Raw genomic sequence first — 14,297 nt, forward strand, 5'->3', positions numbered from 1 at the left:
TGACATGCTTATGGCAGGTCGGCTTTTCACACTATATAGTATTCATTATGGACAAGTCTGCAGGACATGACACCACAGGATCGGCGCTATATCCGATTTGCGACCCGTTCGACCAGCGCCTTCTGGATGTTGGGGACGGGCACCGCGTCTATGTGGAACAATCAGGCCATCCAAACGGGATTCCTGTGGTCGTTCTGCATGGCGGGCCCGGCGGCGGGTGCAGCCCCACCATGCGGCGTTTCTTCGATCCGTCCACATATCGCGTTATCCTGTTTGACCAGCGCGGTTGTGGCCGCTCCAAACCGGCTGCGTCCGTTACGGCCAACACAACGCAACACCTGATCGCCGATATCGAACTGATTCGTGAAACCTTGGGGATTTCGCGCTGGATGGTCTTTGGCGGCAGCTGGGGGGCGACATTATCGCTGGCTTACGCGCAGGCGCATCCCGACCGGGCCGCCTATCTTATCTTGCGCGGCGTCTTTCTTGGCACAAAAGCCGAATTGAACTGGTTCTACGGCGGTGGGGCTGCCCGTTTCTTCCCGGAAATATGGGCGCAGTTCATCCGCCCCGTTCCCGAAGAGGAACATGATGACCTGATCGCCGCCTATTCCAGACGGCTGTTCAGCGGCAATACGCATGAGGAGAACCGATTCGCGCGCAGCTGGACCCGATGGGAAAACGCCCTCGCCTCGATCGAGACGCGCGGTCTGGGAGTTGGTGATGCGCCAAGCGATTATGCCCGCGCCTTTGCCCGGTTGGAAAACCATTATTTTGCCAATGGCTGTTTTCTTGGTGAGGATGGGGCGCTGATGCGGGGGCTTTACCGTATGCAAGACGTGCCCGGCACCATTGTTCAAGGGCGTTACGACATGATCTGCCCACCGCAGACAGCGTGGAATTTGCATTCAGCCTGGGGCAGGTCGCGACTGGAAATGGTGCCTGTTGCAGGCCACGCGCTGTCAGAACCCGGCATAAGCGCTGAATTGTTGCGGGTCATGAACCACTTGCGCCACGAGGGTCATCGGCTGAGGCTGTGAAAACCCCAGCTCTGCCGCATGATGCGCCGTTTGCCTTTTTGATCGCAGGGCGCACGCTATGGTAAGGCCATGGCGTCACATTTCTGGCAGTTTGGCTTTGGCTGGGTGACAGGCTAACAGGCGCAAGCAATACCCTTGGTCGCCAAAGTGCAACTTACCCTTGCGGTGCTGCTGCCTCAATATTTGAGTGTTCCATGTCAGTTTCGCTTGATCTCTGGGCGCAACTGATTTAGGCAACGCACCAACAGCGGCGTCTGACGTACAGACACCACCGGAAATCATAACGGGCCGCGCGCCCGTTTTTTTGTGTTTGGCCCGGGAAAGGGGCAACAATGAGCGATCTCATCGCCAAAACATCGTTAGACCAGCGACTGGCCAGCATCGTCACCCCGGTGATAGAGGGGCTTGGTTTCGAATTGGTGCGCCTTCGGCTTATGTCGGGCAAGATGCGGACATTGCAAATCATGGCCGATCGCCCTGATGGCGGGATCGAGGTTGCCGATTGCGCGGCGATTTCCACAGCTGTCTCTGCCGCGCTGGATGTTGAAGATCCGCTTGAGGATGCCTACACCCTCGAAGTGTCCAGCCCCGGAATTGACCGCCCCCTGACCCGGTTGAAGGATTTTGCCGCCTGGGAAGGCTATGAAGCCCGGCTGGAAACAACCGAACTGATCGACGGACGCCGCCGCTTCAAGGGCGAGCTTGCAGGCGTCGAGGGCGATGAGGTTCTGATCGAGATTGAAGAGAACGGAGAGCCGGTCACCATCGGTCTGCAATTCGACTGGTTGTCGGACGCAAAGTTGGTGCTGACAGATGACTTGATCGCCGAGATGCTCCGCGCCCGCAAGGAAAGCGGCGCATTCGACGAAAGCCAATTCGACGAGATTGAAGAAGAAACGCAAGCGGACGCGCAAGATGCGCCCCATCAGGAGGACTGAGAGATGGCAATCACCTCTGCCAACCAGCTTGAATTGCTGCAAACCGCCGAGGCCGTCGCCCGCGAGAAGATGATTGACCCCGAACTGGTCATTCAGGCGATGGAAGACAGCCTCGCACGGGCGGCAAAGTCGCGCTACGGCGCAGATATGGATATTCGCGTCAGCATCGACCGCAAGACAGGCGTTGCCGCATTCACGCGCGTTCGCACAGTCGTGGACGAAGAAGAGTTGGAAAACTACCACGCGCAACTGACTGTCGAACAGGCCAAGCCGTATCTGGACGACCCGAAAGTGGGTGACGAGATTGTTGACCGCGTGCCGCCCGTCGAGTTGGGCCGGATTGCCGCGCAATCGGCCAAGCAAGTGATCCTGCAACGCGTGCGCGAAGCCGAACGTGATCGCCAGTACGAGGAATTCAAGGACCGCGCGGGCACCATTCTCAACGGTGTCGTCAAGCGCGAGGAATATGGCAATATCATCGTCGATGTTGGCCGTGGCGAAGCGGTGCTGCGCCGGAACGAGAAGATCGGGCGCGAAAGCTATCGCAATGGCGACCGCATCCGCTGCTATGTCAAGGATGTACGCCGCGAAGCCCGTGGACCGCAGATTTTCCTGTCACGGACCGCGCCGGAATTCATGGCCGAACTGTTCAAGATGGAAGTGCCCGAAATCTATGATGGCATCATCGAGATCAAGGCCGTCGCCCGCGACCCCGGATCGCGCGCCAAAATCGGTGTCATCTCTTATGATTCGGGGATCGACCCGGTGGGTGCCTGTGTTGGTATGCGCGGCAGCCGCGTGCAGGCCGTGGTCAATGAGTTGCAGGGCGAGAAGATCGACATCATTCCCTGGACAGAAGATCAGGCCACATTCCTTGTGAACGCCCTGCAACCCGCCGAAGTCAGCAAGGTTGTGATCGACGAAGAGGCTGGCAAGATCGAAGTTGTGGTGCCGGATGAACAACTTTCACTGGCCATTGGTCGGCGCGGACAGAATGTGCGCCTTGCCAGCCAGTTGACCGGCCTTGATATCGACATTCTGACCGAATCCGAGGAATCGGCACGTCGTCAGGCTGAATTTGCCCTGCGCACAAAACTGTTCATCGACGAGTTGGACATTGACGAGATGATGGCACAGCTTCTGGTCGCTGAGGAATTCACCTCGCTTGAAGAAGTGGCCTATGTTGATCTTGACGAGTTGCTGACGATTGACGGTTTTGACGAAGAAACCGCACAGGAGTTGCAGACCCGCGCCCGCGAAAGACTGGAAGCAGTGGCGGCCGCAGCGCTGGAAAACGCACGCGCACTGGGTGTCGAAGATAGCCTGATCGAATTCGAGGGGCTGACACCACAGATGGTCGAAGCCTTGGCCAAGGACGGCATCAAGACATTGGAAGACTTCGCAACTTGCGCAGACTGGGAACTGGCCGGAGGCTGGACCACTGTAGATGGCGAACGCGTCAAGGATGAAGGGCTTCTGGAAAGCTTCGATATGAGCCTTGAGGAAGCGCAGCATCTGGTCATGAGCGCGCGCGTTCTGCTGGGCTGGGTTGATCCAAGCGAATTGGAAGCCGATGCCGAAGAGAACGTAGATGCAGACGGTGCCGAGCTAGAGGGTGAAACACACTGAGCGGCGCGGGGGCGCAGATGACGCGCGGTGGAAAAAAGACCGTCAGGGACGGGCCGGAACGCCGTTGTATCGTTTCTGGTGAGTCCGGCGATGCGCGTCATCTGATCCGTTTTGTTGTGGGGCCAGATAACCAGATTGTGCCGGATCTGGCAGGCAAGCTTCCAGGTCGCGGGATCTGGGTTAGCGCAGATCGCGCAGCACTGGAGCAGGCAGAGAAGAAGAAATCTTTTGCCCGTGCTGCGCGTCAGGCCGTCACGGTGCCCGAAGGGCTGGCAGATCTGGTCGAAAAACTGTTGTTGCGCCGTGTGATCGACCTTATTTCACTGGCGCGCAAAAGTGGATTGGCCCTTGCGGGCTATGAGAAATGCCGCGATCTTGCGCTGAAAGACGAAATGGCCATTCTCATTCAGGCCCATGACGGCTCGACACGGGGGAAAACGAAGCTGCGCCCACCCGAAGGGCCAGACAGTTATATTGGCTGGCTTAGCGCGCAGGAATTAGGTTTGGCATTTGGGCGGGAACATGTGATACATGCCTCGCTTCGTGCTGGTGGACTCAGTCAAGCTGTTGTAGAGGAAGCAGCAAGACTGAAAGGTTTGCGCACAGGTATCGGCGGATATGCCGCCGGAGAGGATAAGACGGACGCATGAGCGATACAGACGGAAAGAAAACACTCGGACTTGGCGGCAAAGGCGGCCATGTGAAGCAAAGCTTCAGCCATGGGCGGACGAAATCCGTTGTGGTCGAGAAAAAACGCAAGCGCGTGGTCGTCCCCAAGCCGGGCGCCCAGCAGGCATCTGGAACGCAGGGAAAAGCTCCCACGCAATCTGATCCATCGCGCCGCCCCGCCGGGATCTCCGACGCCGAGATGGAGCGCCGCCTGAAGGCGCTGGCCGCAGCCAAGGCCCGCGAAACCCAGGATGCCGCAGTACGCGACGCCGAAGAGCGTGCGCGCGAAGAAGAACGCCAGCGCCGCCGCGAAGAAGCCGAGGCCCGTGAACGCGAAGAACGCGAACGCGAAGCCGCGCTGCGCGCCAAGGAAGAAGAAGAAGCCCGCGCTGCCAAGGCTGAAGCCGAGGCAAAGGCAGAAAAGGTCGAAAAAGCCGCACGCAAGGTACAGGAAGACGAGGCACCAGCCGCGCCAACCGCGACGGCCGCGCCCTTGTCAGAGCGTGCGCGTCCGACTGCCGCACCGCAAGATGCGCGTAAATCCGTCAAGCGCGGGGAAGAAGATCGCGCCACGCGCGCCAAACCACGCGATGATGCTGGTGGACGCCGTGCAGGCAAGCTGACGCTGAAAGACGCGCTGGCCGGCGATGGCGGGCGCCAACGTTCCATGGCTGCGATGAAGCGCAAGCAGGAACGTGCACGCCAGAAAGCCATGGGCCAGACCCAAACGCGCGAGAAGATCGTGCGCGAAGTGCAGTTGCCTGAAACCATCGTGGTGCAGGAACTTGCCAACCGCATGGCCGAACGTGTGGCAGATGTGGTCAAGTCGCTTATGAAAATGGGTGTCATGGCGACCATGAACCAGACAATTGACGCCGACACCGCCGAATTGCTGATCGAGGAATTCGGGCACAAGGTCGTGCGCGTTTCGGATGCCGATGTCGAGCAGGTCATTACCCAGACCGACGACGCCCCCGAAGACCTTCAGCCGCGGGCACCGATCATCACGATCATGGGCCATGTCGATCACGGCAAGACATCGCTTCTGGATGCAATTCGCAAAACAAGCGTCGTGTCTGGCGAAGCTGGCGGCATCACGCAGCATATCGGCGCCTATCAGGTCACGACAGAGAGCGGCGCGCTTCTGTCGTTCCTCGACACACCTGGTCACGCGGCATTTACCAGCATGCGGGCACGTGGTGCCAATGTGACGGATATCGTGGTTCTGGTCGTCGCGGCAGATGACTCTGTCATGCCTCAAACGATAGAGGCGATCAATCACGCCAAGGCCGCCAAAGTGCCCATGATCGTAGCGATCAACAAATGTGACAAGCCCGCAGCCGACGCCAATAAAGTGCGCACAGAATTGTTGCAGCATGAAGTCGTGGTCGAAGCCATGTCAGGCGATGTGCAGGATGTCGAAGTCTCGGCCATTACGGGTGCCGGGCTGGACGCCTTGCTGGAAGCGATTGCACTACAGGCAGAGATTCTGGAACTGAAGGCCAACCCTGATCGCAATGCGATGGGTGCCGTGATCGAGGCACAGCTTGATGTTGGCCGCGGTCCCGTGGCGACTGTTCTGGTTCAGAACGGCACATTGCGTCAGGGTGATATCTTTGTTGTTGGCGAGCAGTGGGGCAAGGTCCGCGCACTGGTCAACGACAAGGGTGAGCGGATCAAGGAAGCTGGACCATCCGTCCCGGTCGAGGTTCTTGGCTTGAATGGCACGCCGGAAGCGGGCGACGTTCTGAACGTGGTCGAGACGGAGGCCCAGGCACGCGAAATCGCCGAATACCGCCAGGAAGCGGCCAAAGATAAACGCGCGGCCGCCGGTGCGGCAACGACCTTGGAACAGCTTATGGCCAAGGCCAAGGCCGATCAGGATATTGCCGAACTTCCCGTTCTGGTTAAGGCCGATGTGCAGGGCTCTGCCGAAGCGATCGTTCAGGCGCTGGAGAAGATCGGCAATGACGAAGTGCGCGTGCGGGTCCTTCATTACGGTGTCGGGGCCATCACTGACACGGATGTCGGCCTTGCCGAAGCATCCGGCGCGCCCATTATCGGCTTCAATGTCCGTGCAAATGCGTCTGCCCGTAACTCTGCCAACCAGAAGGGCGTCGAGCTGCGGTATTACTCGATCATTTACGATCTGGTTGATGACATCAAAGCCGCGGCATCTGGGCTGCTCTCTGCCGAAGTGCGCGAAAACTTCATCGGCTATGCCGAGATTCGCGAAGTCTTCAAGGTGTCCGGTGTCGGCAAGGTCGCTGGCTGTCTGGTAACCGAAGGGGTCGCGCGGCGATCTGCCGGGGTGCGCCTGCTGCGTGATAACGTGGTTATGCATGAAGGCACGCTCAAGACGCTCAAGCGCTTCAAGGACGAGGTCAAGGAAGTGCAGTCCGGTCAGGAATGCGGCATGGCCTTTGAAAACTACGACGATATCCGCGCCAAGGATGTTATCGAGATTTTCGAACGCGAAGAGATCGAGCGCACACTCAGCTAAAACCTGATACGATCAGGGCGAAGACAAGGGGCCAGCAGATGGCCCCTTTTTTCATGCCGGCAGTTATGGCAGTTGCCCAACCGGTTAAATTTCGCAAAATCTGAACAGCAAAAGGCCCCGGAAAATTCCGGGGCCTTTTGGTCTAACTCAGACTTGTCGCTGGTCTTAGCCCGCTGCGTATTTGCGGGCTGGCTGGTCGAATTCAGACGCCGACGACAGCCGGAACGCGCCACCTTCGCCGCGTTGCAGGCGCCCTTCGCGCAATAGGGTGCCAAAGCCGCGCAACATATCATCGCGTGTGACTTCGCGCCCTTCGTTATAGGCAAGGACATAGCTCATCAGATCAACGCGCGTGAATTCCTGCTGCCCTTTCAAGTGCGTCTTGAAAGCTGCCGCAGCTTCGATCTGTTCATCCAGCAACCAGGCATCAACAGCTTCTGCGAAGTCCTTGAAGGCCTTGCGGTCTTCGGCGGAAAGCGGCGATGCTTTCTTCAGGCCATCCAGATCTATCGAACGCGCCGCTGCACTGGTCACGCGACGCGGGCGAACCGGCGTGGCCTGAGCGGTTTCATCAACACGCTGCTCTGACACAAGCACCAGCGGCGCACGCTCAGGCTGTGGCCGCGAACGCTTCGTGCCCTCTGGCCGGGCTGGCCGCCGGGGAACAGGCTGAATTGCTTTGGCCAGCGCATCATGGTCAGAGATGTCTTCCTGATCAGGCTTGGACGCCGCAACCTTGGCAGGCTGGTCAACCTCAACGGCCGGGCTATGCGAAATTGTTGTATCTTCCGAAGCTTGGCGAACGTCCTCAGGCTGATCCGGCGCACTGTCTTTCGAAGCATCGTCACGCGCTGTTACCGAACGCAGCGGCTCTGGCGCGACCAGATCCTCGCGGTAGCGCTCGATCTCGCGCTCTTGTACGATATCGGGACGGCGCGGGCCGGTCGCGGCCTCTTCCGCGCGGGTCGCATCGACTGCAACGCGCATATGTTCAAAAGTCTCGCGGCGGCGCTGTGATTCGACCTGTCCCAATTCAGAGCGCGCTGTCTCCATCAAGCGTGCCGCCGTTTCATCTGTGTCACCGATCATCGCATCGAATTGCGCACGCGCATTTGGTGCGCGCCGCGGCGCGGCCTGGCGCTCGATATGGGCAAGTTCCGAAACAAGGTCTGATTCGTCATCCTTGCTGAGCCCCGTATCCCCGATCATGCTGCGAATCTGTTCCCGCAACTGCTTGTCCGAAAGCTGCGTATCGGGCGCTTTGGCGTCGGACGCGGCCTTCTCCTGCTCGGCCTCGACCGGCATGGCTGCGGCGTAGCTATCTTTCAGGTCAGCATCGAAGTCATCATCGTCGAAGTCATCAAAATCTGCATCGAAATCAGGGTCGTCGCGCTCAAAATGCGCAGCAAGGACGGAATCTTCACCCTCGGCATCCTCAGGTTCTTCCGCCTCGGCTACGTCTTCGGCGGTGATCTCATCTTTTGACACAACGTCAACCAGCTCGGGTTGCGCGGGAAGCTCTGCGGCCTCTTTCTCGATCTCGTCTGCCTGCTGATCGACGCCATCAGCCGACTCGGTGTTGTCCCACACAGCATCGTCGAATGCGCTTTGGTCCATCAGAGCGTGTGATTCAGTAGGTGCAGCAGTGTTTTTTACATTCGCTTGCGGCTCGGCAGCCGCGTCGGGTGCGGACAGTGCCGCCTTGCCAGCAATCGTTGCCACCTGAACATTGGGGGCAGCGCTTGCCGCATGCGCGATACGCTCGCGGATGCGGGCCAGCTTCTCACTCATGCTGATTGACGAAGCGGTGTCCGCCGCCTGAGCAACAGCCGGTTGCGAAACACCTTGTTCGGGGGTTGCCGGTGCAACTTCGGTATCTTGCGCCTTTGCGACATCCTTTTCTTCTGCCGCATCTTCCACCTCAGCCACCGTGGGTGCTTCTGGCTGCTCTGGCGCGACTTCGGCGACCTGAGGGCTGATAGCGTCTTCAGCTTCGGCCATCACCTGAGGTGCAGCCTCTGTGGGAACTTCGGTCATAGCGGCTTTTGCTGTCAGCCCTTCCGCATCAGGTGCTTCGACAGAAACAGATGAAGGATTACTTTGCGCAACGTCCTCTTGACCGCTTTGAACTTCTGACGCCAACGCGGGCACAGACTTTGTTGTGGCAGTTTTCTTGGCTTTCTCTGCGACAGCAAGGGCCAGTGCACCCGAATCGCCTTGCGAAAGCGCCTCTGGCCGCAGGACCACGCCATTTTCCTGCACGCGCGCTTCCACGCGGCGCTGGATCTCGCGCTCTGCGATCCGGTGCAACATCTCGGCGTCAGGGGTCGGAGGTTCAGCCCCGAAATACCTGTCCTGTGCTGCAAGATCACGGAAATATTCAGCTATGCCCTGCATCGTGCCAAAAGGTTCATCAAACCCCTCAAGGGTGCAGGAGAATGTGCCGTATGACACTGTCAGAATCTTGTTCGGGCCGACCATAACATGCTCGCTTTCGTTACCTGTGCAACTGGATAGTTGCGTAAGACATGAGCGATTAGATGTTCAGACTTTGGTGATTTGATGATCTGAATATGGCTAAGAAAAGTCCGATTCGCACTCTGGGAAAAGTCTATAATAATGTGCCAGCCTGTCGACTCAATCTATGGTGTGACGCTTGTGGGGGGCGGAATCTACTCGCAAAGCGATCTGAATCAGGCGCTTGGCCTTGCCCCTGTTCTGATCGCGGCAGACGGCGGTGCGAATGGGCTGATGGCCTCCGGACATGTCCCGAAACATGTCATTGGTGATCTGGATTCACTGGACCCGGCAATCCGATCCAACCTTGGCGACAAGGTCATCCATATCCCCGAACAAGACAGCACGGATTTCGATAAATGCCTTCGCACAGTGCGCGCGCCGTTTATGCTTGCCTTGGGGTTTGACGGGGCGCGGCTGGACCATACGCTGGCCGCCATGTCGTCGCTGGTGCGACACGGGCGGGCACGTGTGATCATGCTGGCGGCGCAGGACATCTGTTTTCTGGCACCACCACGTTTGACACTGTCTCTCCCAATGGGCGCGCGGTTTTCGTTATTTCCCATGGCCCCTGTCTCGGGGCGCTCCGCCGGACTTGAATGGCCAATCGAGGGTCAGGAGTTTTCCCCGGCCGCACAGATCGGCACCTCAAACCGCATAAGCGCCGACCGGGTTGTGCTGGAGTTTGATCAGCCTGGAATGCTGGTCTTGCTGGAGCGTGGGCATCTAGCGGAAACACTCTCGGCCCTGCAATCCGGACCGGACTGGACCTGATTCTGGCCATATCTGTCAGAGAATCGCCCCAAGCACGACACCCAAGCCCACCAACCCGCCGCCAACCAGCCCCCAGATGACCGGACGATTTCGGTCCGGGGCAACCACACGCTGCTGCGGGTGGGCTTGCGCGATCAGGGCATCTTCGACAAGTCGTGGCATATGGGGGCCAAAACGCGCAAGAATGCGCAGAGTGGCAAGCAGATCGCCGGCCAGTGCCTTTGGGCCGATACTTTCGCGGATGTATTCTTCAACCACTGGCTTGGCCACATGCCACATATTGATTTCCGGGTTCAGCGACCGTGCGACCCCTTCGACCACAACCATTGTCCGCTGTAGCAAGATCAACTCTGTCCGGGTTTCCATGCCGAAACGCTCGGTCACCTCGAACAGATAGGCCAAAAGCCGCGCCATCGAGATATGACGCGCATCCATGCCAAAAATCGGTTCCCCGACAGAGCGAAGCGCACGGGCAAATTCGTCGATGTCGCGGTCCGGGGGGACATAGCCCGCTTCAAAATGCACTTCGGCAACGCGCCGGTAGTCCTTGCGGATAAACCCGAACAGGATTTCGGCATAAGCGCGGCGGGTAAAGGAATCGATGCGCCCCATGATTCCGAAATCCAGCGCAATAATCTCGCCCGTGGGGCTGACCTTCAGATTGCCCTGATGCATGTCGCCATGAAAGAACCCATCCCGCAGAGCATGACGTAAAAACAGCGTCAGCACCCGGACACCAAGTTCGTTGCGATCAATGCCAGCCGCATCAAGCGCCGCATTGTCGCCCATCGCCATGCCTTCGACCCAGCTTAGCGTCATGACCCGGCGCGAAGACAGATTCCAGATCGGGCGCGGCACGCTGAAGCCTTCGTCATTCTCGGTATTTGCAGCAAATTCCGCCGCAGAGGCCGCTTCCAACCGCAAGTCCAACTCGCCCTCGACCACGCTTTCGAAATGCCGGATCACATCCAGCGGGCGCAAACGCCGGGTTGATGGCAACAAAAACTCGATCACGCGGGCCGCAAAATAAAACGCGTCCACATCTGTACGAAAAGCGCGTTCCACATTCGGGCGCAACACTTTGACCGCAACGCGAACCCCTGTGTCAGCCCTGATAGCCGAATGCACTTGCGCGATAGACGCAGCCGCCACCGGCTCTGACACCTCGGAAAAAATTTCATCAACCGGCGCCTCAAGCTCTTGCGCGATCATCTGCATCGCTTCGGCGCGCGAGAAGGGTGGCAGCTTGTCTTGCAGGTAGCGCAGCTGATCTGCCAGTTCCTGCCCCACAACATCGGGGCGCGTTGCCAATGTTTGCCCGAACTTGATGTATGCCGGGCCAAGTGCGGTCAGGGCGCGCGTCAAGGGCGGCTGATTCGGGTCGCCCTTCAACCCCAGCAGCTTGAACGGCCAGCCCAAAACACGTGCGGCAAACCGCAGGCGCGGGGGGGCATTCATTGCCTCCAACACCACATGCATGGCACCTGTCCGCTCGAATGTGGCCCCGGTTCGGATCAGCCGCCACAGGTTAAACGGTCCACGCATCATCAAATCTTCCAGCCCGAATGCAGTGCCGCAATGCCCATCGACAGATTGCGATATTTCACCTGTTCAAATCCGGCATCGCGGATCATGCCTGCGAACCGGTCCTGATCGGGGAAGCGGCGAATGGATTCGACCAGATACTGATAGCTGTCCCGGTCATTGGCGACGATCTGGCCCATAACAGGAATGACATTGAACGAATACAGGTCATACAGCTTTTGCAGCCCGTCAACGGGAAGCTGGCTGAATTCCAACACCATCAAACGCCCCCCGGGGCGCAGCACGCGATACGCTTCTGACAAAGCATCTTCTATCCGCGTCACATTGCGAATGCCAAAGCTGATTGTGTAGACATCAAAGCTGTTATCGGCGAAGGGCAGCGCCATCGCATCGCCGACCAGCCAATCCAGCGCATGCGCCATATTCTCGGCCTCGGCGCGTTTCTGCCCCTCTATCAGCATGGATTCGGTCAAGTCCAGCACAGTCGCATGCGCCCCGGCACCTGCCCGTTTGAGAAAACGAAAAGAGACGTCACCCGTGCCGCCCGCAACATCCAGCAAGCGCTGACCGGGGCGCGGCGCCAGCCAATCCATCATCGCGTCTTTCCAGACCCGATGAATGCCCATCGACATCAGGTCATTCATGACATCATATTTCGATGCAACACGCGTAAATACGCCCTGAACAAGCCCGGACTTCTGGTCTTCTTCGACTGTCTGATAGCCGAAATGTGTTGTCTTGTCGTCACCGCTCATGCCTGCCACGCTCCGCATGTCTTGCACCCCTTTGGGGCTGTCTGCTTCCTCTTATAAGGTTATAGGGGGGCGATACAATGCGACCCCGTGACAAGGCGGATCAGAACCATGCCTGAATTGCCCGAAGTTGAAACCGTGCGTCGCGGCCTTTTGCCCGCGATGGAAGGACAGCGCATCCTGCAAGCCGAATTGCGCCGCGATGGATTACGCTGGCCCTTTCCAGCCGACATGGCAAAGCGGCTAAGTGGTGCGGGCATCACGAATCTGCGCCGCCGCTCAAAATACATCCTGATAGATCTGGATACGCGCGAGAGCCTGATCATTCACCTTGGCATGTCCGGGCGCATGGTCATTTCGGGGCTGAAGGCCACCCATGTACCCGGACAGTTCCATTTCGAACACCCGACCATCGGTAAACACGATCATGTCCTGTTTCACATGGCCAATGGTGCGCGAGTGACCTTCAACGATCCGCGCCGCTTTGGGGCAATGGATCTTTGCGCCACCAGCGCACTGGACGCGCACCCGCTCTTGGCCAATATCGGCCCCGAGCCACTGAGCAATGCGTTTCACGCAGATTATCTGGCCAATCGCCTCAAGGGGCGCAAGACGCCAATCAAGGCTGCATTGCTGGATCAGCGAATCGTTGCCGGGCTAGGCAATATCTATGTCTGCGAGGCATTGTTTCGCGCCGGAATCAGCCCATTGCGTGCCGCAGGTCGGATTGGCGCGGGGCGAATCGAGCGTCTGACCGACACAATTCGGGCCACGCTGCGCGACGCGATCGAGGCTGGCGGGTCCAGTTTGCGCGACTACCGGCAAGCCGATGGAGAACTTGGATATTTTCAGCACAGCTTTCGCGTTTACGGGCGCGAGGGCGCGCCCTGCGTGACGCAAGGTTGCCCCCAAACCATACGCCGCATAGTGCAATCTGGCCGCTCCAGCTTCTACTGTTCGACATGCCAGAGATGACTTGAACCCAGTGAACAAGCTGTTATGCCAAGGGGCCTGAACCTAACAATCAAGGTGCCAAACCATGGCCTATCAAACGCTGATCGTCGATATTGACAATCATATCGCACTGATCCGGCTCAATCGCCCAGATGCAATGAACGCGCTGAACTCTACCCTGCTGGGTGAACTGGCCGATGCGCTGGGCGCGGCGGACAAGAATGACAAGGTGCGCTGCATCGTTATCACTGGCTCTGACAAGGCGTTTGCTGCTGGTGCTGACATCAAGGAAATGTCGGAAAAAGGCTTCGTCGATATGTTCCAGGCGGATTTCTTCGCCCCGGAAACCGAAGCGTTGCTGCGCGTGCGTAAGCCGATCATCGCGGCCGTTGCAGGCTATGCACTGGGCGGGGGCTGTGAATTGGCCATGATGTGCGACTTCATAATTGCAGCCGATACTGCAAAATTCGGCCAGCCGGAAATAAACCTTGGTGTGGTCGCAGGGATTGGCGGCACCCAGCGCCTGACCCGCTTTGTTGGCAAATCCAAGGCGATGGACATGCATCTGACAGGCCGCTTCATGGATGCCGAAGAGGCCGAACGCTCCGGCCTTGTCAGCCGCGTGGTGCCTGCAAGCAAACTGATGGATGAGGCCATGACCGCCGCATCCAAGATTGCCGAGAAATCGCAAATCTCGGTCAAGGTCGTCAAGGAAGCCGTCAATCGCAGTTACGAGACGACCTTGCGCGAAGGGCTTTTGTTTGAACGGCGCGTGTTCCACATGCTTTTCAACACGGCTGACCAGCAAGAGGGCATGTCGGCCTTCCTTGAAAAACGCCAGCCACAATTCCGCGACCAGTAATCGATTCACCTATTCCCTTTTTCGACTCGCTGTCGTATACGCGGCGCACATGCGCGTGGGCCCGCTTAAGGCACGAGTCGAAACTGGTCGATCGGACCAGTGAGGGTCCGTTGT

The 14,297-nt window shown here is 58.5% G+C and carries 11 protein-coding genes; 8 read left to right on the forward strand and 3 right to left on the reverse strand.

The features are described 5' to 3' along the window. Window positions 1–47: 47 nt before the first annotated feature. From pip to infB, 5 genes are all read left to right on the forward strand, one after another. A complete protein-coding gene (pip, locus tag EV660_RS13840) occupies window positions 48–1,040 on the forward strand; it encodes a prolyl aminopeptidase (protein ID WP_071479539.1) in 993 nt (330 codons plus the stop codon). 332 nt (window positions 1,041–1,372) lie between these two features. Beyond that, window positions 1,373–1,978 (forward strand): ribosome maturation factor RimP, encoded by a 606-nt coding sequence (gene rimP / locus EV660_RS13845; protein WP_071479538.1) that lies wholly within the window; start codon window positions 1,373–1,375, stop codon window positions 1,976–1,978. A 3-nt stretch (window positions 1,979–1,981) separates the two neighbouring features. After that, window positions 1,982–3,607, forward strand: coding sequence for a transcription termination factor NusA (nusA, locus tag EV660_RS13850; protein ID WP_071479537.1), 1,626 nt, complete (start codon window positions 1,982–1,984; stop codon window positions 3,605–3,607). A 17-nt stretch (window positions 3,608–3,624) separates the two neighbouring features. After that, window positions 3,625–4,257: an RNA-binding protein gene (locus tag EV660_RS13855; protein ID WP_071479536.1), complete on the forward strand. Its 633-nt coding sequence runs from the start codon at window positions 3,625–3,627 to the stop codon at window positions 4,255–4,257. Further along, window positions 4,254–6,779: a translation initiation factor IF-2 gene (infB, locus tag EV660_RS13860; RefSeq protein ID WP_071479535.1), complete on the forward strand. Its 2,526-nt coding sequence runs from the start codon at window positions 4,254–4,256 to the stop codon at window positions 6,777–6,779. Before EV660_RS13855 ends, infB begins: the two co-directional genes overlap by 4 nt. A gap of 165 nt (window positions 6,780–6,944) precedes the next feature. On the opposite strand, the gene EV660_RS13865 is transcribed toward infB, so the two are convergent. Continuing rightward, the gene (locus tag EV660_RS13865) at window positions 6,945–9,260 is read right to left on the reverse strand and encodes a hypothetical protein (RefSeq protein WP_071479534.1); all 2,316 of its coding nucleotides are present in this window, start codon (window positions 9,258–9,260) and stop codon (window positions 6,945–6,947) included. 138 nt (window positions 9,261–9,398) lie between these two features. On the opposite strand from EV660_RS13865, the gene EV660_RS13870 reads away from it, so the two are divergent. Continuing rightward, entirely contained in the window at window positions 9,399–10,070 is a 672-nt protein-coding gene (locus tag EV660_RS13870; protein WP_071479533.1) for a thiamine diphosphokinase, read from the forward strand. Between the two features lie 15 nt (window positions 10,071–10,085). Here EV660_RS13870 and ubiB read toward each other — a convergent pair whose 3' ends face one another. Together ubiB and ubiE are read right to left on the reverse strand one after the other, a co-directional pair. Next, window positions 10,086–11,615 (reverse strand): 2-polyprenylphenol 6-hydroxylase, encoded by a 1,530-nt coding sequence (ubiB, locus tag EV660_RS13875; RefSeq protein ID WP_071481858.1) that lies wholly within the window; start codon window positions 11,613–11,615, stop codon window positions 10,086–10,088. A gap of 2 nt (window positions 11,616–11,617) precedes the next feature. Continuing rightward, window positions 11,618–12,370 (reverse strand): bifunctional demethylmenaquinone methyltransferase/2-methoxy-6-polyprenyl-1,4-benzoquinol methylase UbiE, encoded by a 753-nt coding sequence (ubiE, locus tag EV660_RS13880; protein ID WP_071479532.1) that lies wholly within the window; start codon window positions 12,368–12,370, stop codon window positions 11,618–11,620. A 108-nt stretch (window positions 12,371–12,478) separates the two neighbouring features. Here ubiE and mutM point away from each other — a divergent pair, with 108 nt between their 5' ends. Both mutM and EV660_RS13890 read left to right on the forward strand, forming a co-directional pair. Continuing rightward, complete coding sequence (gene mutM / locus EV660_RS13885) at window positions 12,479–13,342, forward strand: bifunctional DNA-formamidopyrimidine glycosylase/DNA-(apurinic or apyrimidinic site) lyase (RefSeq protein ID WP_071479531.1); 864 nt, start codon at window positions 12,479–12,481, stop codon at window positions 13,340–13,342. A gap of 64 nt (window positions 13,343–13,406) precedes the next feature. Then, the gene (locus tag EV660_RS13890; RefSeq protein ID WP_071479530.1) at window positions 13,407–14,183 is read left to right on the forward strand and encodes an enoyl-CoA hydratase; all 777 of its coding nucleotides are present in this window, start codon (window positions 13,407–13,409) and stop codon (window positions 14,181–14,183) included. The last annotated feature ends 114 nt before the right edge of the window (window positions 14,184–14,297 follow it).

The sequence above is a fragment of the Roseinatronobacter bogoriensis DSM 18756 genome (assembly GCF_004366635.1).
GTDB lineage: Bacteria > Pseudomonadota > Alphaproteobacteria > Rhodobacterales > Rhodobacteraceae > Roseinatronobacter > Roseinatronobacter bogoriensis.